The sequence below is a fragment of the Planococcus sp. CAU13 genome (assembly GCF_000775575.1).
Lineage (GTDB): Bacteria > Bacillota > Bacilli > Bacillales_A > Planococcaceae > Planococcus.
Genome location: NZ_JRGN01000345.1, coordinates 1 through 23605, shown reverse-complemented (window position 1 = coordinate 23605; position 23605 = coordinate 1). Strand labels below are relative to the sequence as shown.

At 49.3% G+C, this 23605-nt stretch carries 21 protein-coding genes, 1 tRNA gene and 1 riboswitch; of the genes, 2 read left to right on the top strand and 20 right to left on the bottom strand.

The window, feature by feature from the left end; genetic code table 11:
- Positions 1-111: 111 nt before the first annotated feature.
- From yihA to KW93_RS16185, 16 genes are all read right to left on the bottom strand, one after another.
- On the bottom strand, positions 112-693 hold the full coding sequence (gene yihA / locus KW93_RS16260; protein WP_033544103.1) for a ribosome biogenesis GTP-binding protein YihA/YsxC: 582 nt from the start codon (positions 691-693) through the stop codon (positions 112-114).
- A complete protein-coding gene (gene lon / locus KW93_RS16255; RefSeq protein WP_033544102.1) occupies positions 690-3017 on the bottom strand; it encodes an endopeptidase La in 2328 nt (775 codons plus the stop codon). The genes yihA and lon overlap by 4 nt, the downstream gene beginning before the upstream one ends.
- Positions 3018-3252: 235 nt before the next feature.
- Positions 3253-4524 carry an ATP-dependent protease ATP-binding subunit ClpX gene (clpX, locus tag KW93_RS16250; RefSeq protein ID WP_033544101.1) on the bottom strand — a complete coding sequence of 424 codons (1272 nt, stop codon included), beginning with the start codon at positions 4522-4524 and terminating at the stop codon, positions 3253-3255.
- 166 nt (positions 4525-4690) lie between these two features.
- Positions 4691-6004 (bottom strand): trigger factor, encoded by a 1314-nt coding sequence (tig, locus tag KW93_RS16245; protein WP_033544100.1) that lies wholly within the window; start codon positions 6002-6004, stop codon positions 4691-4693.
- 103 nt (positions 6005-6107) lie between these two features.
- Complete coding sequence (locus KW93_RS16240; RefSeq protein ID WP_033544099.1) at positions 6108-7085, bottom strand: tetratricopeptide repeat protein; 978 nt, start codon at positions 7083-7085, stop codon at positions 6108-6110.
- Between the two features lie 191 nt (positions 7086-7276).
- The gene (locus KW93_RS16235) at positions 7277-7867 is read right to left on the bottom strand and encodes a YdcF family protein (RefSeq protein ID WP_033544098.1); all 591 of its coding nucleotides are present in this window, start codon (positions 7865-7867) and stop codon (positions 7277-7279) included.
- A gap of 199 nt (positions 7868-8066) precedes the next feature.
- Entirely contained in the window at positions 8067-8984 is a 918-nt protein-coding gene (locus tag KW93_RS16230; RefSeq protein WP_033544097.1) for a PhzF family phenazine biosynthesis protein, read from the bottom strand.
- 178 nt (positions 8985-9162) lie between these two features.
- Positions 9163-9236 (bottom strand) — tRNA-Arg (locus KW93_RS16225).
- 104 nt (positions 9237-9340) lie between these two features.
- Positions 9341-9940, bottom strand: coding sequence for an XTP/dITP diphosphatase (locus tag KW93_RS16220; protein WP_033544096.1), 600 nt, complete (start codon positions 9938-9940; stop codon positions 9341-9343).
- Positions 9937-10686, bottom strand: coding sequence for a ribonuclease PH (gene rph / locus KW93_RS16215; protein WP_033544095.1), 750 nt, complete (start codon positions 10684-10686; stop codon positions 9937-9939). The genes KW93_RS16220 and rph overlap by 4 nt, the downstream gene beginning before the upstream one ends.
- A gap of 75 nt (positions 10687-10761) precedes the next feature.
- The gene (racE, locus tag KW93_RS16210; RefSeq protein ID WP_033544094.1) at positions 10762-11571 is read right to left on the bottom strand and encodes a glutamate racemase; all 810 of its coding nucleotides are present in this window, start codon (positions 11569-11571) and stop codon (positions 10762-10764) included.
- 10 nt (positions 11572-11581) lie between these two features.
- The gene (locus tag KW93_RS16205; protein ID WP_033544105.1) at positions 11582-12034 is read right to left on the bottom strand and encodes a MarR family winged helix-turn-helix transcriptional regulator; all 453 of its coding nucleotides are present in this window, start codon (positions 12032-12034) and stop codon (positions 11582-11584) included.
- Positions 12035-12109: 75 nt separating this feature from the next.
- Positions 12110-12577, bottom strand: a complete 468-nt coding sequence (locus tag KW93_RS16200) for an acyl-CoA thioesterase (protein ID WP_033544093.1) — start codon at positions 12575-12577, stop codon at positions 12110-12112.
- A 169-nt stretch (positions 12578-12746) separates the two neighbouring features.
- The gene (gene sdhB, locus KW93_RS16195) at positions 12747-13514 is read right to left on the bottom strand and encodes a succinate dehydrogenase iron-sulfur subunit (RefSeq protein ID WP_033544092.1); all 768 of its coding nucleotides are present in this window, start codon (positions 13512-13514) and stop codon (positions 12747-12749) included.
- 31 nt (positions 13515-13545) lie between these two features.
- On the bottom strand, positions 13546-15294 hold the full coding sequence (gene sdhA / locus KW93_RS16190; RefSeq protein WP_033544091.1) for a succinate dehydrogenase flavoprotein subunit: 1749 nt from the start codon (positions 15292-15294) through the stop codon (positions 13546-13548).
- A 45-nt stretch (positions 15295-15339) separates the two neighbouring features.
- Positions 15340-15948, bottom strand: coding sequence for a succinate dehydrogenase cytochrome b558 subunit (locus KW93_RS16185; RefSeq protein WP_033544090.1), 609 nt, complete (start codon positions 15946-15948; stop codon positions 15340-15342).
- A 203-nt stretch (positions 15949-16151) separates the two neighbouring features.
- Between KW93_RS16185 and KW93_RS16180 the strand changes: the two genes are divergently transcribed.
- Positions 16152-16553, top strand: coding sequence for a YslB family protein (locus KW93_RS16180; RefSeq protein WP_033544089.1), 402 nt, complete (start codon positions 16152-16154; stop codon positions 16551-16553).
- A gap of 266 nt (positions 16554-16819) precedes the next feature.
- Here KW93_RS16180 and KW93_RS16175 read toward each other — a convergent pair whose 3' ends face one another.
- The 4 genes from KW93_RS16175 to trxA all read right to left on the bottom strand — a co-directional run bounded on the left by KW93_RS16175 (position 16820) and on the right by trxA (position 21988).
- Positions 16820-17743: a nuclease-related domain-containing protein gene (locus KW93_RS16175; RefSeq protein ID WP_033544088.1), complete on the bottom strand. Its 924-nt coding sequence runs from the start codon at positions 17741-17743 to the stop codon at positions 16820-16822.
- 438 nt (positions 17744-18181) lie between these two features.
- Positions 18182-19393, bottom strand: coding sequence for an aspartate kinase (locus KW93_RS16170; protein ID WP_033544104.1), 1212 nt, complete (start codon positions 19391-19393; stop codon positions 18182-18184).
- A 223-nt stretch (positions 19394-19616) separates the two neighbouring features.
- Positions 19617-19790, bottom strand: a riboswitch (Lysine riboswitch).
- Positions 19791-19832: 42 nt separating this feature from the next.
- Positions 19833-21626 carry an excinuclease ABC subunit UvrC gene (gene uvrC, locus KW93_RS16160; protein ID WP_033544086.1) on the bottom strand — a complete coding sequence of 598 codons (1794 nt, stop codon included), beginning with the start codon at positions 21624-21626 and terminating at the stop codon, positions 19833-19835.
- A gap of 47 nt (positions 21627-21673) precedes the next feature.
- The gene (gene trxA, locus KW93_RS16155; RefSeq protein WP_033544085.1) at positions 21674-21988 is read right to left on the bottom strand and encodes a thioredoxin; all 315 of its coding nucleotides are present in this window, start codon (positions 21986-21988) and stop codon (positions 21674-21676) included.
- 291 nt (positions 21989-22279) lie between these two features.
- Between trxA and KW93_RS16150 the strand changes: the two genes are divergently transcribed.
- Positions 22280-23536 carry a Y-family DNA polymerase gene (locus KW93_RS16150; protein ID WP_033544084.1) on the top strand — a complete coding sequence of 419 codons (1257 nt, stop codon included), beginning with the start codon at positions 22280-22282 and terminating at the stop codon, positions 23534-23536.
- Positions 23537-23605 lie beyond the last annotated feature (69 nt).

Below are 23605 nucleotides of genomic sequence, written 5' to 3'. Positions count from 1 at the left end.
AAAGCAGTCCGCTGTCGGCGGACTGCCCAGTGGGCGGCTACCGCCGCCCCATCCATTTTTGGAAACTTTACCTTCACAAAAAAAAGCGCAGCCTCAGCTGCGCTTCCTCACTTACATTCTGCTTTCGATTTCTCTCCAGGCTTCGTCCATGCCGAGGCCAGTTTCAGATGAAAAGACGATCAATGGATCGGTCTTGTCCATGTCCAGCGTTTCGCGCACAACTTTCTTGTGCTTGTCCCATTTGCCTTTCGGAATCTTGTCCGCTTTCGTGGCGATGATGATGCACGGGATATTAAAATGCTTCATGAAATCGTACATCGCAACATCGTCGTTGCTCGGCGGATGCCGCAAGTCGACAATCTGGATGACTGCGCGAAGCGGTTCACGGTCCGTGATGTAGCGTTCGATCATTTTCCCCCATGCTTCGCGTTCGGTTTTCGAAACTTTCGCATAGCCATAGCCAGGAACGTCGACGTAGAAAAGCTTTTCTTCTATCTTATAGAAATTCAGCGTCTGCGTCTTGCCGGGTTTTGACGAAATGCGGGCCATGCTTTTGCGGCCGATCATTTTATTGATAAATGAAGATTTGCCGACGTTCGAACGCCCTGCCAGTGCAAATTCCGGCAGGCCGTCTTCCGGATACTGATCCGGGCGGACGGCACTGATTACCAGTTCTACATTATGAACTTTCATATGTTCTCTCCTTCCAAAGCGATTTCGAGCGCTTCGTCTGCTTCTGAAACAAGTTTGAACGTCAATTGTTCTCGGACTGTATCCGGAATGTCTTCAATGTCGCGTTCATTCTCCATCGGCAGGATGATTGTCGTAAGGCCTGCACGGTGAGCACTCAATGTTTTTTCTTTGACGCCGCCGATTGGCAGCACACGTCCGCGAAGCGTGATTTCACCGGTCATCCCGACTTCCCGGCGGATCGGCCGTTTAGACAGAGCTGATACCAAAGCCGTTGCAATCGTAATACCCGCTGATGGACCGTCTTTCGGCACCGCTCCTTCAGGTACGTGGATATGGATATCCTGGGATTCGTGGAAATTCGGATCAAGGCCGAGCGATTCGGCTCTCGAACGGACGAACGACAATGCCGTCTGTGCCGACTCTTTCATGACATCCCCCAGTTTACCGGTCAACTGCAATTTACCCGAACCTGGAGACAGCGCCACTTCAATCTGCAGTGTATCGCCGCCTACGCTTGTGTATGCGAGTCCTGTTGCTACACCGATTTGATTTTCCGTTTCAGCCATGCCGTAACGGAATTTGCGTTTTCCTAAATACTCTACCACTTCCGTCTCCGTCACTGTCACCGATTCTTTCTCTTTTGAAACAATCTGCTTGGTCACTTTGCGGGCAATTGAAGCGAGTTGCCGTTCGAGGCCGCGAACCCCCGCTTCTCTCGTGTAATAACGGACAAGCGCCAGGAAAGCGTCATCTGTAATTTGCAGCTGTTCAGGCGTCAGGCCATGCGCTTCCAATTGTTTCGGCGCCAGATGGTTTTTCGCAATCACTGTTTTCTCAGCTTCCGTATAACCGGCAATCGAAATCACTTCCATGCGGTCGCGCAGCGGTCCCGGAATCGTGCTGAGATCGTTCGCTGTCGCAATGAAAAGCACGTTCGAAAGATCATACGTTTCTTCAATATAATGGTCGCTGAATGAATTATTCTGTTCAGGATCCAAAACTTCCAGCATCGCTGAAGACGGATCTCCCCTGAAGTCATTGGACATCTTCTCGATTTCATCCAGCAGGAAGACAGGATTGACCGTACCTGCTTTTTTCATTCCCTGTATGATGCGGCCGGGCATTGCGCCGACATATGTGCGGCGGTGGCCGCGGATTTCCGATTCGTCACGGACGCCGCCCAGTGAAATGCGGACGAATTTCCGGTCGAGCGATTCGGCGATCGATTTCGCGAGCGACGTTTTCCCGACTCCCGGTGGTCCGACAAGGCAAAGAATCGGTCCGCGCAGTGATTTCGTCATCTGCTGGACAGCCAGATATTCAAGCACTCTTTCTTTGACCGTTTCCAGGCCGTCGTGATCGCGGTTCAGCACTTCTTCCGCATAGTTGATATCGAGGCGGTCTTCTGTTTTTTCAGACCACGGAATCGTCACAAGCCATTCGATGTAATTGCGGATGATGCCGCTTTCCGCTGCTGCAGAAGGCAGTTTCTCATAGCGGTCGAGCTCTTTCAGCGCCGTTTTCTTCGTCGACTCCGGCATGCCGGCTGCATCGATCCGTTTTTTCAAATCGGATATTTCACCTGTTTTGCCGTCTTTGTCGCCCAGTTCCGACTGAATCGCTTTCATCTGTTCACGCAAATAAAATTCTTTCTGCGTCTGTTCCATCGCTTTTTTGACGCGCGTATTGATGCGCTTCTCCAAATCGAGCACTTCGTGTTCATTGTGCAGACGGCCAATCAGCATTTCGAGACGCTTGCTGATATCGAACGTTTCGAGAATTTCCTGCTTACCCGCCATTTTCAGCGGCAGGTGCGAGGCGATCATATCCGCCAGGCGGCCCGGCTCTTCAATATCCGCAACCGTCTTATAGGTTTCATTCGTAACCTTTTTCGAAGCTTTTGAATATTTTTCGAAATGCTCCAGCAATAAACGCATCAGCGCATCCTGCTCCGCATCTTTTTCAGTCTCATCCGGGAATGAAGTCACTTCCACAACGGAAAACTTCTCATCCTCTTCATACGATTTCCATTGTCCGCGCTCGAGCCCTTCGACAAGCACGCGAATGGTGCCATTCGGCAGCTTCAGCATCTGCTTCACGTAGGCGAGCGTTCCGATCCGCTGCAGATCTTCCCTGCCCGGTTCTTCCATGCTGATATCTTTTTGAGTCGCGAGAAAAATAATATTGTCTTCCAATAAAGCCTGTTCAAGTGCAGCCACCGAACGCTCGCGTCCGACATCAATATGCAAAACCATTGTCGGGAACACAAGCAATCCGCGCAGCGGCAATAAAGGCACACGTTTTGTAACTTTCTTCTTAGCCATCTTGTAAGCCACCTCCGGGAGTGTGTATCTATTAGCGAAATTTTATTAGTAAGTGGGTTGGATGAATTCGCTCCAGGCAGACGCTTTCCGCGGGCATGGCTTGGGAGCGAGCCCGCGGAAAGCGCAGTAATTTTACGAAATATCGATTTTTACCCACACCTTATTTAACCAAAAAAATGGACTGGCTCAGACCGCGCGGATGTGCACAATCTGAGTCAGCCCATATCATCCTAAATTATGCGGATGTTTTCTCATTATTATCTGCAATGTATTCAGAGCCATCTTCCATGATGAGCTTTGGCTGAACTTTATCCTTGATCGTTTCTTTTGTTATGATGCATTCCACAATGTCTTCGCGTGAAGGCAGGTCGAACATGACATCCAGCATGACGTTCTCGATGATCGAGCGCAGTCCGCGGGCACCTGTTTTCCGTTCAATCGCCAGTTTCGCGATTTCCATCAGGGCATCTTCTTCAAACGTCAATTCGACACCGTCAAGCTCCATCATTTTCTGGTACTGCTTGATCAATGCATTTTTTGGTTCTGTCAGGATCTGCACCAATGCCTTTTCATCCAATTGCTCGAGGCTTGCCAATACCGGCAAACGGCCGATGAACTCTGGAATCAGGCCGAATTTGAGCAGGTCTTCCGGAATCAATTGGCTGAGCAATGATTTCTCGTCGACTTCCTCTTTGTTCGGATCTGCACCGAAACCGATGACTTTATTGCCCAGACGGCGTTTGATGATCTGATCCACTCCGTCAAAAGCTCCGCCCACGATGAACAGGACGTTCGTCGTGTCGATCTGGATGAATTCCTGGTGCGGATGCTTGCGCCCGCCCTGCGGTGGAACGCTTGCAGTCGTGCCTTCAAGAATTTTCAGCAATGCCTGCTGAACACCTTCACCCGATACATCACGTGTGATGGACGGATTTTCGGATTTGCGGGCCACTTTATCGATTTCATCGATATAGATGATGCCTTTTTCAGCGCGTTCCACATCATAGTCTGCAGCCTGGATCAGCTTCAGCAGGATGTTCTCGACGTCTTCACCGACATAGCCGGCTTCCGTCAGGGAAGTTGCATCCGCAATGGCGAATGGCACATTCAGAATGCGCGCCAATGTTTGCGCCAATAATGTCTTACCGCTTCCTGTAGGCCCGATCAATACGATATTCGATTTCGAAAGTTCGACATCGTCGATCTTGCTTTGGGAATTGACGCGTTTGTAATGGTTGTAAACGGCGACTGCAAGCGATTTTTTCGCTTTGTCCTGGCCGATTACGTAGCTTCCAAGGATATCCATGATTTCTTTCGGTTTCGGAACTTCCTTGAATTCCACTGCTTCTTCCGTACCAAGCTCTTCTTCTACGATTTCCGTACAAAGCTCAATACATTCGTCACAAATATATACACCTGGTCCTGCAACCAGTTTACGAACCTGCTCTTGTGGTTTGCCACAGAATGAACATTTCAGATGGTCTTTTTCGTCATTAAATTTGAACAATGTATTCACCCCTATTCAAGCCATAATATTACAAGATTCCTGTGGTTTGAGCAACTATTTAGCTCGACTGCCGCCTCTTAAAGACTATGTGAATTCACTGTTCTTCTATGTAGAGAAAACAAGGCGCGTCTCCGCGCCTTGTCCTATTGGTGTTCTATGATATAACTTATTCAGCGCTTTCCGCGTTTTCCACTTCAGTCGTGATTTTAGCGTTTTCCACTAGGAATTCGACTGTGTTCTGCATACGGATGTCGTTTTCAAGCATTTCAGTGCCGCCAAGAGCCGTCTTGATCTGCTCGATATCCATGTTGAACTGGCCAGCCATCTTCTCAAGCTCTTTGTTGATGTCTTCAGAAGAAACTTCCATGTTTTCAGCTGCTGCAATCGCTTCTAGTGTCAATGAAACACGTACGCGCGTTTCAGCGTCGCCTTTCATCTGCTCGCGAAGAGCCGCTTCGTCCTGTCCAGAGAACTGGAAGTACAATTCTAGGTTCATGCCCTGCTGAGTTAAGCGCTGTTCGAAGTCCTGCATCATGCGGTCCATTTCTGAATCGATCATGGCCTGCGGGATGTCGATCGTTGCGTTTTCAGCCGCTTTTTGAACAAGCTCATCGCGCAATACTGCATCAGCGTTAGCCGTTTTATCAGCTGCAGCCGCTTCTTTCATTTTTGTGCGAAGTTCTTCAAGGCCCGAAACTTCAGAATCGATTTCTTTCGCAAAGTCATCGTTCAGTTCAGGAAGTTCTTTCGCTTTCACTTCGTTCACTTTCACTTTGAACGTTGCAGCTTTTCCTGCAAGTTCAGCAGCGTGGTATTCTTCAGGGAAAGTAACTTCCACATCTTTTTCCTCGCCTGCTTTAACGCCTACCAATTGCTCTTCGAATCCTGGGATAAATGAGTTGGAGCCGATTTCAAGCGAGTAGTCAGTGCCTGCTCCGCCTTCAAACGCTTCTCCGTCCACAAATCCTTCGAAGTCGATGACAGCTGTGTCGCCTTCAACGATCGCTTCGTCTTCTTTGACTGCAAGCTCAGCGAAACGCTCCTGGTTTTCTTTCAGTTTCTCTTCGATTTCTGCGTCAGTCACTTCTGTTTCAGGTTTAGTGACTTCAAGGCCTTTGTATTCGCCAAGCTGAACTTCCGGTTTAACCGTCACTTTAGCTGTGAATACCAATGGCTGTCCTTTTTCGATTGTTTCGATATCGATTTCAGGGCGGTCAACCGGGTTGATTCCTGCTTCTTCAACTGCGTTTGCGTAAGCATCCGGCAAGATGAAGTCAATGGCGTCCTGGTAAAGAGATTCTACACCAAAGCGTTTTTCGAACATCTGGCGAGGCATTTTCCCTTTGCGGAATCCTGGAACGTTGATTTCTTTAACAACTTTCTTGAACGCTTTGTCGAGTCCGGCATCTACTTGTTCTGCTGGCACTTCAACTGTTAGTGTTCCTGTGTTACCTTCTTGCTTTTCCCATTTTGCTGACATATATAAGCCCTCCAAACATTTTTTACAAAAGTCATTCATACGATTTATACGAATTTTGACAACTTCAATATTATATCACACATGATGCGAGGTTCAACTATTTCTATCCATTGCGCGTTTCAAACCACATTTCAGCCTTGATTACCATATTGTGCAGCTCCTCGTCACTGGAAAAGTCGATATCCCCGCTGAACAATAAATCGAGATAGGTCATATAAGCTTCTGCGACTTCCTTGGATTCGTAATCATCCATCAGAAACGGATAAAACAGGTAGACATGGCGCTCGAACAGTTCATTCACCATTTCAAGGCGGGTCGGATCCTTCGCCAGCTGCTCCGCGAAAATATCTTTTATTTCCGTGACACGCGGACTCGTCTGCGGATTGGGGAGATCTGCAACATTGAATTCACCGGTATAATGGAATTTATGTATGATAGCTTTTGCATCGATCTTTTCCTGGTGCAGAATAAATAATATGTAGGTTTTGGTCAGTAAATCTATTTCCGGATGTTCAACAAGTGCGAGCATCTTTTTAGTCAGCGGCTTGAAGGACGAAGGCGGCAGTTCCATGACCTTCCGCTCCTGCTCATAAGGCGCCAGCGCCAAAAATGCTTCTGTCGAAAATTGCTCCGGATCGATGTTTTCAATCGACTTTGAGGCGATTCGTTCATTCAGATCCCGCAGCAGATGAAATTGTTCCAGCCGCTCCTCCGGCAGCACATTTTCTTCGATCAAAACTTCGATGACCCGTTCCGCTTCTTCAAATTCACGCACCTGCATCAAAATGCTTATGTATAACTCCATCGTTTCCAGGTAATGGATCGGGCCGACTTTTAGCAGTTCCCTGCAGACTTCAAGCGCTTCCTCGTAATCCCCCAGCTCATAAAGGCAATAGGAATAGGCGCCGAGCGCAGCCGGATGCTCCGGCTCATAGCTGAGCACCTGATAGAGCCCGTCTCTCGCTTCTTCGTACCGTTCCTGCTTCAGCAGCGTCATGCCTTCCGTCAACAGGCGGTTGATGGTCGTCGGAAATACGACCACATTGCCTTTACGCTTTAAATCCCTGTACTTCCTCCGCATGCAGTCACCTCCTTCGTTTGGTTCTTGTCTTTACACTACAGCATTGCCTTATTAAAAAAAATTTAAACCTTTTCGGGCAGGATGGCAAGCTGTCTTTTCAACTTTCTTCGGCTGATTGAATTCACTATAGCATTTACAGAATGTTTTATTGAAGAAATAAAATAAAAAACCCCTTCCAAAACAGAAGAGGTCTAGCGGCCGAGCGACAGGGAGTAGGCGACGTAGGCACCGATTTCCCGGAAAAAGAACGGTACGATGGTTGGCGCGGAATTATACCGGGATGTGGTCGTCGGTGAAGAGAACACTTCAAAGCCTGTATCTTCCGCCATCTGTATTGCCCGTTTCATGTGCAGCGGGTCGCTCACGACGAGGAAGTTCACCAGACCGTTGATGTCGGCGAGTTCCTGCACGTAGCGGAAATTTTCAATCGTAACGAGTGAACGGTCTTCGATGAAAATATCTTCAGGGGGAATGCCGTGCGCAACGGCGTAATTTTTGGCGACGGCCGATTCGGCAAACTGTGAGCCGTTCGTTTTTCCGCCGGTGAAAATGATTTTATCGACGTAATCATTTTCATACAGCCAGATGGAATGGTTGATGCGTTCGCGGAACACCGGCGATGGTTCTTCGCCCCATACCGCCGTGCCAAGCACGATGGCGGCATCCGCTTTTACGAGTTCGTTCGTCTGTGCAAATGTCCATATATCATAAGCGGCAAATCCGCTGAATCCTGTCAGAAGCATGAGGGTCGTTAAAAGTATTTTAAGTGGGAATTTCGCCATTTCTCATTGTTCATCCTTTATGTAATGATCCGGTACTGCAGAAATTCATGTGTGTATTCCTCAGTCCGTCCATCATTTTACCAAATTAGTGAACGGGGCAGAACGGAAAACCAAAAAAATTTTCTGCTATTTTTTCTGCACTTCACATCTTGTCCATATAAAAAATCTTCCTGCCCGATATCGGACCGGAAGATTTTTCTCATAGAAACAGCTGGCCTCGTCCGACGATGACGGAGTTGCCGCCGATTTTCACTCCATCGATATGGCCGGCGTTTATTGTCACCGTAATTTCGACAGTGCTTGGCCGCCCCATCTCATAGCCCTGTTCACTCCGGAACGTGCAGACTCCATCAGCGTCTGCCGACAGGACCCCGTGTTCCACCAGATATGCGCCAAGCGGTCCGCTGGCGGCACCAGTGGCGGGATCTTCCGAAATGCCCATGGCTGGTGCAAACATCCTGCCGTGGACGGCCGCTTCAGCGGTTTCAGTTTCTGTAGTAAACGCGAAGATGTGACGGGTGTCCGGGTTCATACTGAAATGCCGTTCCCACAGGTCCTGCCGGAAATCGATCTGCTGAACCGCCTGAAGAGAGCGCATGGGTATGAATAAAAACGGAACGCCGGAAGATACCGTTTGCACCGGCAGGTCCGGATGCAATTCCTCTTTTGCTGCAGACAGCAGATTCGCGGCAAGCGTACGTTTGGTGAACGGCTCACTGAAGTCCGGCAGAGGCTGGTTCATCTCGACTTTCGTGATTTGCCCTGCGTTCTTATGGACCGTGACGGGGATTTTGCCGATTTCCTCTTCCAGCACCCAATCGTTCGGCCCTTCTTTCGTCTCCACTTCACCGGATGAAGCCAATACAAAAGCTGCCCCGATGGTCGGATGTCCCGCTATCGGCAGCTCCATTTGAGGAGTGAAGATGCGGAGCCGCCTGATGTTCTCAAAGTTAGCCGGCGGAAAAACGAATACCGTTTCCGAAAGATTCATTTCCCTGGCGATCTTCTGCATCAATTCGCCTGTCAATCCGTCCCTTCCTTCCACCACCGCCAGCTGATTGCCGCCAAAAAGCCTGTCTGTAAATACATCTGCAAGTGTATAATGCAAGCTTTCCATGATCATTCTCCTTGTTATTCGTTTTTTATTGCCAATGGGCTGCAGACATTCCGCGGCGTATTTAATCTCTCTTTTAGTATTCCCTATATCTTTTAGAAATTCCTGCCAGTCTTTTTGCACAGAAAAAAACAGTCTCTGCGAGAGAGGCTGTTTTGCTTAGCCGCAATGCGGCTTATGACGTCCCAGGAGCGATTCGAACGCCCGACCGACGCCTTAGAAGGGCGTTGCTCTATCCAGCTGAGCTACTGGGACATTGCTTTCTAATTCGAAAGACAATTTTAATTATAGAAATGTTTCTCAAAAAAGTCAACGCTATTTTAAAAAAACATTAGAAAGAGCCGGAAAGCGGCCATGGCTCAGTTATTGGATAAGCCGGGCATCGCTTTCCCCAGTTCCCGCATAGCATTTCCGCGGTGTGAAATGGAAGCTTTTTCGGAAGCATCCATTTCCCCCATCGTCTTGTCCAGTGACGGCACGTAGAAAATCGGGTCGTAGCCGAAACCGTGGCTGCCTTTTTTATCAGTGGCGATCAGCCCTTCGCATGAGCCTTTGAACAGAATGGTCTCTTTGCCCGGCGAGGCCAGCGCCAGGACGCAGCGGAAACGCGCTGTCCGTTCATCTTCCGGAACCTGAACCATTTTCTGCAGAACTTTGTCCATATTGGAATTATCATTTTTTTCGTCTCCTGAATAACGCGCGGAATAGACGCCGGGCTCGCCCCCGAGTGCGTCGATTTCAAGGCCGCTGTCATCCGCAATTACGGTTGCCTGCAATTCCTGTGCAATCGTTTCTGCTTTCAATGTGGCATTTTTTTCGAATGTATCCCCTGTTTCTTCCACATCCAAATGCGGAGCCACGTCATGCAAAGTCAGTACTTTATAGCCCATTGGCTCGAGCAGTGCCTCAAAATCCTTTGCCTTGCCTTTGTTTTTTGTCGCGATAATGATCTCTTTCATAATTCCGACCTCGTTTCTTCTCCGATTCGCAGTGCGGTGTCACCCAGAATATCTTTTTGCATGTCAATCAGGCGGCGGATCCCTTCTTCACCGAGATCCAGTAATTCGTTTAATTGTGAGCGCGTAAATGTGGATTCTTCGCCCGTGCCCTGCAGCTCGACAAAATTGCCTTTGCCGGTCATGACCAGGTTCATATCGACTTCAGCCGTTGAATCTTCCACATAATCCAGATCCAGGATGGCGCCATGCTCTTTCGTGATTCCTACACTTGTCGCTGCCAGGAAATCGGTGACCGGAAATGCCGTCAGCTCCAATTTGGAGATCGCCATCACCATTGCCACGTATGCACCGGTGATTGACGCTGTCCGGGTGCCGCCGTCTGCCTGTATGACGTCGCAGTCGAGCCATAACGTGCGCTCTCCCAGTTTTTCCAAATCCACCACTGCGCGCAGTGCGCGGCCGATTAGACGCTGGATTTCCATCGTGCGTCCACCGATTTTGCCCGCTGATGCTTCGCGGCGGTTCCGGCTGCCCGTGGCACGCGGAAGCATGGAATATTCAGCCGTTATCCAGCCTTTCCCCTGGCCTCTCAGAAAACCTGGCACTTTTTCTTCGATTGTTGCGGTGCAGATTACTTTCGTCTGCCCGACAGTGATCAGAACAGATCCTTCAGGATGAATCAAATATTCTGCTTCCATATGGACCGGACGCAATTCGCCCGCTCCTCTTTCATATGCTCTGTTCATGTATATCCTCCTTATATTTACTCGATTAGCGTACCATATTTTTTTCAGGGCGACAAAAACCTGACGGCGATGCCATCAGGTTTGAGGAAATTTTATAGTATAAACGGCCGGATTTTCAATTCCCAGCCATTTTTTGATGATTGTCCGGAAAATCGTGGATGACCCCGAAGTGTAAAATTGGTGAACCGGTCCGCTTGCCGGACCCGCCAGCATATTCCGGTAGCGCAGATGGTTTTCGACGTCTTTTGCCGTTTCGGCCGCAGACGATAAAACCGTCACACCCGGGCCCAGTTCCGCTTCGATAAAGCCCTGGAGAAGCGGGTAATGTGTGCAGCCAAGTATCGCGGTATCAAACGATTTGCCATCCAGTTGCAAAAGCGTTTCCCTTACCAGCTGACGGGCAAATTCACCTTCGTATTCATCACTTTCGACGAGCGGGACGAATTTGGGACAGGCCAGCTGCGTGACGCTGCAGGAAGATTTGAGCGACATCAACGCCTTTTCATACGCGCCGCTTTTGACTGTGCCCGATGTGCCGAGCACTGCGACTTTATTGGTCGCCGAAACTTTCATCGCTGCACGGGCACCCGGAAATATGACACCGATGACCGGGATGGCCAGCTGTTTCTGCAGGCTGTCGAGCGCCGCCGCCGTAGCCGTATTGCAGGCGATGACGAGCAGCTTGATGTTCTTATCCATTAAAGCACGCGCCATCTGCCATGTATATTTCCTGACTTCCGCCTGAGGCCGCGGACCATACGGACATCTGGCGTTATCGCCGATATACACCAATTTCTCATTTGGCAGCAGCCGCATGATCTCTTTTGCGACCGTCAATCCGCCGACTCCCGAATCGATCACTCCGATTGGTGCATTTGCTTGCATTGTTCCGCCCCTATTTCATGTTCGTGTGCAATTTCTCCAATAAAAACGATAATTGCTCCACTTCTTCTTCGCTGAATTTCGCCAGTACAATCTGCAGGTAATCCTGGCGCTTCTCGATCACTTCTTCAATGATCCGTTCGCCTTCCTTCAACAGCTTGATGCGCACAACGCGCCGATCCTGTTCTTCGCGGATCCGCACAACCAGCTCATTCTTTTCCATGCGGTCCACCAGATCCGTCGTCGTGCTGAATGCCAGATACATCTTGTTCGACAAATCCCCGATCGTCATGTCGCCATGTTCGAAAAGCCATTGCAGCGCAATGAATTGAGGCGGTGTAATCGTGTAGGAATTCAGGATTTCCCGGCCTTTTTGCTTGATGATCCCGGAAATATACCGCAATTCCTTTTCCATAAATGCAACGCGCTCTTTATCATGCGTCAAGCCACTTGTGTTTTCATTCATCATCCATGTTCACTCCTTGAATGCCACTATTACTTTATATAGTGAAGGTTTTTCATTTATTTAGCAAGAACTGACTTAATTTTCCGAAGAAATTAATTGTTTGTTTTCAAACAGTTCTTTTTCTTCCGGCGTCCACGGATGACCTTTGCCGGTGGCTTTTGAAATCTGTACCATGGCTCCTCTGCCCGTAAAACACGTTTCCCCTTTGTCATTGACCACCCAGTAATGAAGGTCGACTGATGATCTTCCAAGAGAGGCGGCCTTTACGTAAACATCGAGCACTTCATCAAAATAGACCTGCTGCGTGTAATCGACCTGCATGTCCGCCACCACAGGAAATAAATCGCCGTCCCCTTTCAGCCATTGCTGCATGAGACCGAGCCTCTTCATATATTCAATGCGCGCAAATTCGAAATAAGTGATCGGCACGGTGTTATTGACGTGCCCGAACATATCCGTTTCCGAAAAGCGAACCTGCACCTGTGCTGAATAGGTGAATTCCTGTTTCCATTGTTCAAAGTCGTTAATGTAATTGGCTTTCATCCAATAGCCTCCAATATATAGTGAATACTATTCTATCAGTATAACAAAAACATGTTTGAGTAGCTTTTATTTTCATTTTTCAAAAGGGGTTTTTGTTATTTTTTTGCTGTTGATTGGTTGGAAAGGCATAAAAAAACCTCCACAGAAGTGGAGGTTTTAGTTTTATTGATTAGACTGCATGGTCGCTTCCGAAGAAGTTGCGGAACATTTGAACCGTAGTTTCGCGGTTCAACGCTGCGATTGAAGTTGTCAAAGGAATTCCTTTAGGGCAAGATTCAACACAGTTCTGTGAGTTACCGCAAGATGCAAGGCCGCCGTCGCCCATAATCGCGTTCAAACGCTCGTCACGGTTCATGGCACCTGTCGGATGCGCGTTCATCAGGCGGACCTGAGAAAGCGGAGCCGGTCCGATGAAATCGGATTTATCATTGACGTTCGGGCATGCTTCAAGACATACGCCGCAAGTCATACATTTAGATAATTCGTAAGCCCACTGACGTTTGCGCTCAGGCATACGCGGACCTTCACCAAGATCGTGTGTTCCGTCAATCGGAATCCACGCCTTAACTTTTTTCAATGAATCGAACATGCGGCTGCGGTCAACGACAAGGTCGCGGACAACAGGGAATGTTTTCATTGGCTGAAGACGGATCGGCTGTTCCAATTGATCGACAAGAGCTGTACACGACTGGCGTGCTTTACCGTTGATGATCATTGAACAGGCTCCACAAACTTCCTCAAGGCAGTTCATGTCCCAGTTGACTGGTGTGGTGTTTTTCCCGTCTATGTTGACCGGATTACGGCGGATTTCCATTAATGCCGAAATGACATTCATGTTCGGACGATATGGCAGTTCGAATTTCTCGAAGTAGGATTCTGTCTCAGTGGAATCGCGTCGTTCGATTTCGAAAATTACCGTTTTTGCTGCTTCACCCATAGTAATTTTATCTCCCTTCTTTGACTCAAACTTATGCTTTGGCTGAATAATCACGTTTACGCGGCGGAATCAGTGAAGTATCCACTTCTTCGTAATGGAAGATCGGTGCATCGTAACCATTGAATTTCGCCATTGTCGTTTTCAGGAATTCTTCGTCATTGCGTTCCGGGAAATCAGGTTTGTAATGAGCTCCGCGGCTCTCGTTGCGCTTCAGCGCTCCGATCGTGATCACTCGTGCTAAATGTAGCATATTTTTCAGCTGACGTGTGAACATTGCGCCTTGGTTGCTCCATAATTGTGTGTCAATAATGTTGATATTATTGAAACGTTCCAACAATTCCTGGATTTTCTCGTCCGTTTTCTGAAGGCGGTCGTTATAGCGAACCACTGTAACGTTATCCGTCATCCACTCGCCCAGTTCTTTATGGAGAACATAAGCGTTTTCTGTACCATTAAGCGCCATGATTTCATCCCATTTGCGCTGCTCTTCAGCAACTGCCTGTTCAAAAATCGTTTCAGGAAGATCTTCCGCAAGCACATCAAGACCTTTGATGTAATCAAGTGCATTCGGTCCTGCAACCATTCCGCCGTAGATAGCTGAAAGAAGTGAATTCGCGCCCAGACGGTTTGCACCGTGCTGAGAATAATCACATTCACCTGCAGCAAGTACGCCCGGAATGCTTGTGAACTGGTGATCATCAACCCATAATCCGCCCATTGAATAATGGACTGCCGGGAAGATTTTCATCGGAACTTTGCGAGGATCGTCGCCTGTGAATTTCTCATAGATTTCGATGATGCCGCCAAGTTTGATGTCCAATTCTTTCGGATCTTTATGGGAAAGATCCAGGTAAACCATGTTTTCGCCGTTGATGCCCAACTTTTGGTTAACACAAACATCGAAGATTTCGCGTGTCGCGATATCACGAGGCACCAGGTTTCCGTAAGCAGGATATTTTTCTTCGAGGAAATACCAAGGTTTTCCGTCTTTATATGTCCAGATCCGTCCGCCTTCACCGCGAGCCGATTCAGACATCAAACGAAGCTTGTCGTCTCCCGGGATGGCAGTTGGATGGATTTGAATAAATTCGCCGTTTGCGTAATACGCGCCCTGCTGATAAACGATGGAAGCAGCAGCGCCTGTGTTGATGACAGAGTTCGTCGATTTTCCAAAGATGATTCCCGGTCCGCCGGTCGCCATAATAACAGCATCGCCGCGGAACGCTTTGATTTCCATTGTCGTCATATTCTGTGCAGTGATTCCGCGGCTCACGCCGTTTTCATCCAAAACAAGACCCAGGAATTCCCATCCTTCGTATTTCGTTACAAGACCGCTTACTTCGTGGCGGCGCACTTGCTCATCAAGTGCATAAAGCAATTGCTGGCCAGTCGTGGCGCCGGCAAAAGCCGTTCTGTGGTGCATCGTTCCACCGAAGCGGCGGAAATCGAGAAGGCCTTCAGGCGTACGGTTAAACATGACGCCCATACGGTCAAGCAGGCGGATAATCGCCGGCGCCGCATCCGTCATTGCTTTGACTGGACGCTGGTTGGCAAGGAAATCCCCGCCGTATACCGTGTCGTCAAAGTGAATATCCGGTGAATCGCCTTCACCTTTTGTATTTACCGCTCCATTGATGCCGCCCTGTGCACACACAGAGTGGGATCTTTTAACCGGAACGATTGAAAATAAATCGATTGACGCGCCAGCCTCAGCGCCTTTAACAGCCGCCATCAAACCGGCAAGCCCGCCACCGACAATAATAAGTTTGCCTTTCGCCATTTTGGTATTCACTCCTCTTTTAATTCACCAATAATCGAATTCGTATTAAACGAATGCCAATAAAGCGCGGATACCGATTACCGACAATACCAGGAACACTACTAGTGTAAAGTACGTCGTATATCGCTGAGCTTTCTCGGATTGAGTAATGCCCCAAGTTACAAGGAATGACCACAGGCCATTCGCCAAGTGGAAAGTGGCTGTCAGCACACCGGCAACGTAGAATGCGAACATCCATGGGTTATCCAGAATGTTGGCCATCATGTTGAAATCAGCTTCTGCAGCACCGATTGCCACCTGGAAGCGTGTTTCAAATACGTGCCAAGCGATGAAGACTACAAGGAAAACTCCTGTGTAACGCTGCAGCGTAAATAGAATATTGCGCATATAACTGTATTTCCCCGGGTTATGGCGCGATGTGAAAGCTATGTACACACCATAGAAAGCGTGGAACATAATCGGCAGATAAATAACGAAGATCTCCAGGAAAATTACGAACGGCAGGTTCGCCATGAAGTGGGATGCGTTGTTAAATGCCTCGACACCTTGTGTTGCGAAGTGGTTGACGATTAAGTGCTGTGTAAGGAATATACCGAGTGGAATGATTCCAAGCAATGAATGCAACCTGCGCAATAAAAATTCACGATTATCCAAAACTTTTACCCTCCTCAAAACATTAATAAGGCAGTTAACGGAGCAATCGATATTTTACGAAAGCATCCATTGACTGCATGAAACATCATGATACAATAATATGACATATTTATTGTACTCTGCTCAATTAGGAGCGTCAAGGCAACTAACGTTTATTCACAAGATTCCCTATCGGCATTATACATATTGAAAGTGGGTTTACGATGACTGCAAAAGAACCTGAAATCACCGATCATTTCGGTTATGAAATTATACGCGATTATGTATTATCCGACGTACTAGGCCAACACGAGAGCGATGTCCTGTACTGGGCCGGCAAATCCCTCGCCCGCAAATTCCCCCTTTTTAGTCTTGATGAAGCAGCCGATTTTTTTGTTGAGGCGGGCTTCGGCGAATTGGCGCTGGAGAAAGCCGGAAAAGACGAAACTGTGTTCGTTTTGCGTCCGTTGAAGGTGGAAAGCCGCTGCTTCAAGCTCGAAGCCGGCTTCCTGGCCCAGCAGAAGCAAAAAATCGGCGGATTCTTGACAGAAGCGTACGAAGAAGTGTCCCCAAAGAAGAAAATCGTCCGCATCACGTTAAAAACGGACCTGCGCGAGCAGGTATGAGTGGAATATAGTGTGGATTGGCCGTCTCCGCGGGTGTGGGGGCGGTTTTTTTGTTGGGGGTATTGGTGGTGTGTGATAGTATGCGCTGAAATGGGTGTAGTTTGCGCTGAAACTACAAGTGTATGCGCTTAAAAACACCTTGTTTGCGCGGAAAGCTATGCAGTTTGCGCTGAAAGACTGTCAGTATGCTCAACTTAATAACAATCCCTCTTTTTTGTTAAAATAAAAGACCACCTTCAGAGAAGATGGTCTTTTATTTGGTGCCATTATTTTTTAATGTAAGTACGTTTTCTTGTACTTCCCACCTTAACAAGACCCGATTTCGAAAGCACACGAAAAACGGTATGTCTGGATTCTTCACCACTGAAACGCCGAAACTCTCTGCTATCCACTTCTCGTCCTACCAACTCCAAGTATTCCTGCAACGTAGACTTTAATGCATCAGAATCACAGTGTCCACAAGCCTTACACCGCCAAATCTTATACAATCGCTCCACCGCAATTTTTCGACAAACCACACACTTCACACCCACCTTCAACTCACGGGGATCGATCCGGTAATATTCACATAAAGGCGGCCGCTTATAAGGACATAAATTAGACTCTATCAACTTACGGATCCTGCTTGGCTTAGGGGAGTCAGCCAAAACATCATGGGTTTCAAGAATTTCATAAAGTTTTTCAACCACCTGATATGTCTTACAGATATGCGGTCCTACCGGCTTCGCAATAATCTCGCAATGCCTCGGGGTAAAAACGACTACTCCATCAATCGGCGGGTGCTTTACTTTTCTTTTTTCCAGCCAGAGCTCGAGAAAACCGGTGTGCTTGGCGAGCTGCACCAACGGGTCGTCCATGACCATTTTTTCACCTTCGTTATTGAACCTGTAAAATTCACTTGTCGTCCCGTTGAAATGGATTTTTCCACTGATATTTTTCGAACTGATAACAATGAGGCAGCGCGGCGTAATCAGCAGGCCGTCAATCTGCACTTTCCAGTCCCCGAGCCGCAAACCCACATCCCATAAAAGCTCATAAGGTTCGTGCCAATGAAACTCGACCATTTTTGCATGCAGCCGCTTCTCACCTTGCCAACCCGCTTCGTAACGATGAAACTCCTTTTTCAAATACTCCTGCTCGGGATGCCTTTCCGGCAACCGCTCCATCAGCAGCCGCACACATTCCCACATCTCCAACCGTTCCTCCCCTATCCAAATCCCCGCCTTTCCATTAAGTTATCTGAATTATAACACTACTATATAGAAGAAACATGGCAACTTCTGCTTCTTGCCGATATAAAATTCAAGCTCTGATTTGAAAGCAGTCCGCGGACGCGGACTGCCCAGTGGGCGGGGCCCGCCCCGCCCGATCTTGGGTAATAATGGGTTTATCATTAGGTTAAGGGTGGAGCAAAAAGTTTGGGGCGTTCACCTTTTGGAGTTCACTTTCAGTTTCATGGGTTGCACTTTCTATTTTAGTGATTTCTTTTTCATTGCACTAAAAAACCCGGCATCCGCCGGGCCTTGAAAATAACGCTATTTTTAAAACTGCTCTTGCAAAATTTCCGAAACAAAAGTGAAAGTGACGTTAGAGGAAAAAGAGAGGAAAACATTCTCCCTCTCTCCCCATCACCCCAACCCATACGCCGCGTGCAGCGTGTTCGCCGACTTCTCCATGTCGCCGCCCGGCACCACGACCGAAATCTTGATTTCCGAGGTGCTGACCATTTTTACCGGAATTTCCGACTGGCGCAGAATGTCGAACATGCGGGCCGCGACACCCGGATTGGATACCATGCCGGAGCCGACGATGGAGACTTTTGCCAGGCCGACTTCAAAGTCGGTCGACTGGAAGCCGATCGCTTCTTTATTGGCGTCAAGCACCCGGCGCGCTTCTTCGAGACTTTCCTCTTTGATTGAAAATGAAACCGACGGCTGAAATTCTTCTGAAATGCTCTGGACGATGATGTCGACGTCGATATGGTTTTCGGCCAGGGTCATGAAAATATTAGCGAGTGAACCGTTGAAGGGTTTATTGTATGTAACGGTTACACGGGCAATGCCGGGCTCGAATGCGACGCCGCGGACGATCAGATTTTTTTCCACAGTGACCACCTCTTGTATGATTGTTCCCGGTTCGTCCGAATAGCTTGCTCGGACAGTCAACGGGACATTATTGTTTTTCGCGAATTCCACGGCGCGGGGATGCAGCACGCCGGCGCCGAGATTGGCGAGCTCCAGCATTTCGTCATAGGAAATCTGCTCCAGCTTGCGCGCGCCGGCGACATAGCGCGGATCGGATGTGTAAACACCATCGACATCGGTATAGATGTCGCATTTCTCAGCATTCAACGCCGCTGCCAATGCGACAGCGGTCGTATCGGAACCTCCGCGGCCAAGCGTCGTGATGTTGCCGATGCGGTCGACGCCCTGGAATCCAGCGACCACCGCGAAAAATCCGTTGCCAAGAACGGCTTCGAGCCGTTCGGTATGGATGTGCTCGATTCGCGCATTGCGCGGAACAGATTCCGTTTCGATGCCGGCCTGCCAGCCGGTGAACGACACCGCTTCGTGGCCGAGCGCTTTAAACGCCATTGCGAGCAGCGAGATCGTCACCTGCTCGCCGGTTGCCAGCAGCATGTCCATTTCGCGCTTCGGCGGTTCGGCAGAAATTTCCGACGCCAGGCCGAGCAGCGTATCCGTCGTTTTGCCCATCGCCGAAACGACGATGACCACCCGCTTGCCCTGTTCTTTTACGGCAATCGCCTTTTTTGCCACTTCCACAATTTTCTCCGGCGTTGCAACAGACGTGCCGCCGAACTTCATTACGATCGTTTCCATCATTCATCCACTCCCACATATAATGTGGCCCTCAATGTGAAAAGTGCAGGCGTCCATTCAGCCCCGACAGGCTTAAGGCAGGATGCCGAAGTGGCGTTTTTTGCCACATAGGTGTACTGACTTAAGATCCCGAGGGGCTGGACGCCGGAACTAGACACAAAAAGAGGCAGCCCGCCGGCGAACCGGCAAACTACCTCTTTCATCATGTACGAATATTACGTCCATGTGAGATAGCCCTCCAGAGTATGACTCTGACAGCCCTGCATCTCTTAAATGCAGAACCAGCATGTTCGGCTGCAGCCTTCACACACTTCGGCGACCGTCCCTTTCCCCATCCTTCACAGATTCTGCAAATCTCCGGATGGCTACTCTTGACGTCCGCGCCTCTATCACCACTTTTTAAAAGTGATTCAATTTATGCTACTACGATAACATGAACTCAGTCGGTTGACAATGTTTCTTCCGCAAACTGCCTGTGGATCGATTCCGCCAGCTTCTCCGGCATGCCCGCTTCCATCAATTGGGCTATGTCGGCTTCTTTGATTCGTTTGACGGATCCGAAATGCTTGAGCAATTGCTGGCGGCGTTTCGGGCCGACGCCTTCCAGTCCGTCCAGCGCCGAGACGATCGAATTCTTGCCGCGCAATTGGCGGTGGAACGTGATGACGAAACGGTGGACTTCATCCTGGATGCGCTGCATCAGGTAAAACGCTTCGCTCGTCCGTTTCAGCGGCACCACTTCGACCGGGTCGCCGTATAATAATTGCGATGTCTGATGCTTGGCATCTTTCGCCAGCCCGGCAACCGGAATCGACAGGCCGAGTTCATCTTCCAGCACTTCGCGCGCCGACGAAATCTGCCCTTTCCCGCCGTCGATGACAATCAAATCCGGCAGCGGCAGGCCGTCTTTCAGCACCCGCGTATAACGGCGGCGGATCACTTCACGCATCGCCGCGTAATCATCCGGCTTTGAACCGCTGCGTGTTTTGTATTTCCGGTAATCTTTTTTCGAAGGCTTGCCATCGATGAACGTAATCATCGCGGACACGGCATCTGCTCCCTGGATATGCGAGTTGTCGAACGCTTCGATGCGCAGCGGCGTCTCGATGTTCATCGCTTCGCCAAGTTCCTGGCAGGCGCCGATCGTCCGTTCTTCCTGGCGTTCCAGCAGCTGGAATTTCTCTTTGATGGAAATTTCCGCATTTTTCTTCGCCAGCAGCACGAGGTCTTTTTTCTTGCCCCGCTGCGGCACAAGCGTCCGGACGCCGAGCCATTCTTTCACGAGCTCTGCGTCTTCACCTTCCGGCAATAGGATCTCATTCGGTTTCACATGATTTGATTTTTCGTAAAACTGGCCGAGATAGGTCATGAATTCTTCCTGCGGGTCGCGGTAGAGCGGGAACAGGGAGACGTCCCGCTCGATCAGTTTGCCCTGGCGCACAAAGAAGACCTGCACGCACATCCAGCCTTTGTCGACGGCATAGCCGAAAACGTCGCGGTTGGTGAAATCGTTCATCGCCATTTTCTGTTTTTCCATGACGTTTTCAATGTGGCTGATCTGGTCCCGGTATTCCTTGGCGCGTTCAAACTCCAGGTTTTCCGCAGCTTCAGACATTTTCTCCACGAGATCCTCTTTGACCGTACGGAATCCGCCATTCAGGAATTTCGTGATCTCGTCAATCATTTCTGTGTACGTCTCTTTTTCCACCGGTTTGATGCACGGTGCCAGACATTGGCCCATATGATAATAAAGGCAGGCGCGGTCCGGCATCTGATGGCATTTGCGCAGCGGATACAGGCGGTCGAGCAGTTTTTTCGTCGCACTCGCCGAATAGCCGTTCGGATAAGGCCCGAAATATTTGCCTTTATCTTTCTTGACCTGCCGCGTAATGATCAGTTTCGGGTGGCGCTCTGCTGTGATTTTCAAATAAGGATAGGATTTATCATCTTTCAGCATGATATTGTATTTCGGGTCGTATTTTTTGATGAGGTTCAATTCCAGAATCAGCGCTTCTTTTTCGGAAGTGGTGACGATGTATTCGAAATCCTCGATTTCATTGACGAGCCGTTGTGTTTTGGCATCGTGGCTGCCCGTAAAATAAGAACGCACCCGATTTTTCAGCACTTTTGCCTTGCCCACGTAAATGACCGTTTCCTGCCGGTCCTTCATGAGGTAGCAGCCGGGCTGATCGGGCAGCACCGCCAGTTTATGTTGGATCATTTCATTTGCCATATTCTCACCCTATTAAAAAACCGGGCCACCCAGGACCCGGTTAAGAATTATGCGTGTTGGTTAACCAATTCAGCCAATGCTTCTTTCGGTCTGAAGCCGACAACTTTATCAACTGTTTCTCCGTCTTTCATCAACAGAAGAGTCGGAATTGACATGATGCCGTATTGGCCAGCTGTTTCCTGGTTTTCGTCAACGTCCACTTTTACGATTTTCACTTTATCGCTCATTTCAGCGTCCAGTTCTTCCAATACAGGAGCAATCATCTTGCAGGGTCCGCACCAAGTTGCCCAAAAATCAACCAGGACCAATCCTTCTGATACTTCCTGTGAAAAGTTCTGATCTGTTCCGTGTACAATTGCCATGAATAATTCCTCCTTAGTTTTACCAAACTCTAATCCGATTATAGCACGCGTTATTTTCGCTAGCTATTTATATGCCTATTTCGGGTTTACCCGTTTACGCCCCGTTTAAACGGAATAAAACCAGCGGTGCCGGCTCACAAAATCTTTTATTGCCGTAAGGTGTGGATGATAAAAATCCTGCATCTTTCCTATCATTCGGTGGAAATAAATTATTTGCCGGAAAGAGGATTGTCCGTCCGGATTTGGAGGTATAGAATAAGAACAAATGTTCTTATTCGAGGAGGTGGCGAAATGGAACTGAAAAATTTGCCGGACCGGACGATTGCCTGCCTGGATATGCGCGGTTTTTACGCCAGCTGCGCCGCCGTCCGGGAAGGGCTGGATCCGCTCGAAGCGCATATCGCGGTCGTCGGCAACCAGGACCGCAAAGGCAGTGTCGTGCTGGCGGCCTCGCCGCGGCTGAAAAAAGATTTCGGTGTCCGGACCGGCACGCGGCTGTTCGAGATTCCGGACGATCCGCGCATCCTGCTGCTCGAACCGAAGATGGGATTTTTCCTGCGCGTCTCCATGGCGATCACCGAACTCATTACGGAATTTGTGCCGAAAGACGCCGTCCATGTCTACAGCGTCGATGAAAGTTTCATCGATTTTACGAACGCCGGCACGCTGTGGGGAGACACCGAGGCGCTGATCAACCATATTCAGGACGCGCTGGTCCGGCAGTTCGGCCTGCCGTCCGCTGTCGGCGTCGGTCCGAATATGCTGCTTGCCAAACTGGCGCTTGACCTGGATGCCAAAAAATCGGGCTATGCCAGATGGACCTATGACGATGTGCCGAAAAAATTATGGCCCCTCTCGCCGCTCAGCAAAATGTGGGGCATCGGTTCGCAGACGGAACGGACCCTCAACGGCATGGGCATTTTTTCCGTTGGCGACCTCGCCTGCACGGACGTCAAAACTCTGGAAGAGCGTTTCGGCATCCTTGGCCACCAGCTGTACCAGCACGCAAACGGCATCGATCTGTCCGAACTCGGTTCGCCGCTTGTCGCCGGGCAGGTGAGCTACGGCAAGGGGCAGATACTTTACCGCGATTACATAGAAGTCGAAGACATCATGACGATCATCCTGGAAATGTGCGAAGACATCGCCATGCGCACCCGGCTGGCGAAACGCGCAGGACGCACCATTCACCTGAGCGTCGGCTACAGCAAATCTGTTTTCGGCGGCGGCTTTTCCCGTTCCCGCTCGCTGGAGGAAGCGACGAACGACACGCTGCAGATCTACAAAGTGTGCCAGGTGATTTTCCGCGAGCATTTCACGAACAAGCCGGTGCGTCAGATTTCGATTTCCATCGGCAACCTGGAAGAGGAATCATCGATGCAATTGAGCCTGTTCGAAGCACGCAAATGGGAAAAGCGGCGACTCGGTGCAGCAATGGATCAAATCCGCAGCAAATACGGCTATTCCGCCATCTACCGCGCGGTCTCCGGCACCGAAGCGGGCACCGCCATCGCCCGCACGCGTCTGATTGGCGGGCATCAGAAGTGAGAGTTCGATAAAAGAAAGCAAAAAACGCCCGCCCCAGGATGAACTGACCCGGTAATTTGAGACACAAGA

Excerpts from the sequence above, each read along its gene's own strand:
- yihA (WP_033544103.1), bottom strand. The coding sequence starts at position 693 with ATGAAAGTTCATAATGTAGAACTGGTAATCAGTGCCGTCCGCCCGGAT.
- racE (WP_033544094.1), bottom strand. The coding sequence starts at position 11,571 with ATGCAAGCAAATGCACCAATCGGAGTGATCGATTCGGGAGTCGGCGGA.
- KW93_RS16220 (WP_033544096.1), bottom strand. The coding sequence starts at position 9,940 with ATGAAAGAGATCATTATCGCGACAAAAAACAAAGGCAAGGCAAAGGAT.
- lon (WP_033544102.1), bottom strand. The coding sequence starts at position 3,017 with ATGGCTAAGAAGAAAGTTACAAAACGTGTGCCTTTATTGCCGCTGCGC.
- KW93_RS16230 (WP_033544097.1), bottom strand. The coding sequence starts at position 8,984 with ATGGAAAGCTTGCATTATACACTTGCAGATGTATTTACAGACAGGCTT.
- KW93_RS16235 (WP_033544098.1), bottom strand. The coding sequence starts at position 7,867 with ATGGCGAAATTCCCACTTAAAATACTTTTAACGACCCTCATGCTTCTG.
- KW93_RS16170 (WP_033544104.1), bottom strand. The coding sequence starts at position 19,393 with ATGGAAACGATCGTAATGAAGTTCGGCGGCACGTCTGTTGCAACGCCG.
- tig (WP_033544100.1), bottom strand. The coding sequence starts at position 6,004 with ATGTCAGCAAAATGGGAAAAGCAAGAAGGTAACACAGGAACACTAACA.
- KW93_RS16200 (WP_033544093.1), bottom strand. The coding sequence starts at position 12,577 with ATGAAAGCCAATTACATTAACGACTTTGAACAATGGAAACAGGAATTC.
- KW93_RS16205 (WP_033544105.1), bottom strand. The coding sequence starts at position 12,034 with ATGAATGAAAACACAAGTGGCTTGACGCATGATAAAGAGCGCGTTGCA.
- KW93_RS16175 (WP_033544088.1), bottom strand. The coding sequence starts at position 17,743 with ATGTGGGAATGTGTGCGGCTGCTGATGGAGCGGTTGCCGGAAAGGCAT.
- sdhB (WP_033544092.1), bottom strand. The coding sequence starts at position 13,514 with ATGGGTGAAGCAGCAAAAACGGTAATTTTCGAAATCGAACGACGCGAT.
- KW93_RS16240 (WP_033544099.1), bottom strand. The coding sequence starts at position 7,085 with ATGCGGAGGAAGTACAGGGATTTAAAGCGTAAAGGCAATGTGGTCGTA.
- KW93_RS16150 (WP_033544084.1), top strand. The coding sequence starts at position 22,280 with ATGGAACTGAAAAATTTGCCGGACCGGACGATTGCCTGCCTGGATATG.
- trxA (WP_033544085.1), bottom strand. The coding sequence starts at position 21,988 with ATGGCAATTGTACACGGAACAGATCAGAACTTTTCACAGGAAGTATCA.
- uvrC (WP_033544086.1), bottom strand. The coding sequence starts at position 21,626 with ATGGCAAATGAAATGATCCAACATAAACTGGCGGTGCTGCCCGATCAG.
- KW93_RS16180 (WP_033544089.1), top strand. The coding sequence starts at position 16,152 with ATGACTGCAAAAGAACCTGAAATCACCGATCATTTCGGTTATGAAATT.
- rph (WP_033544095.1), bottom strand. The coding sequence starts at position 10,686 with ATGAACAGAGCATATGAAAGAGGAGCGGGCGAATTGCGTCCGGTCCAT.
- sdhA (WP_033544091.1), bottom strand. The coding sequence starts at position 15,294 with ATGGCGAAAGGCAAACTTATTATTGTCGGTGGCGGGCTTGCCGGTTTG.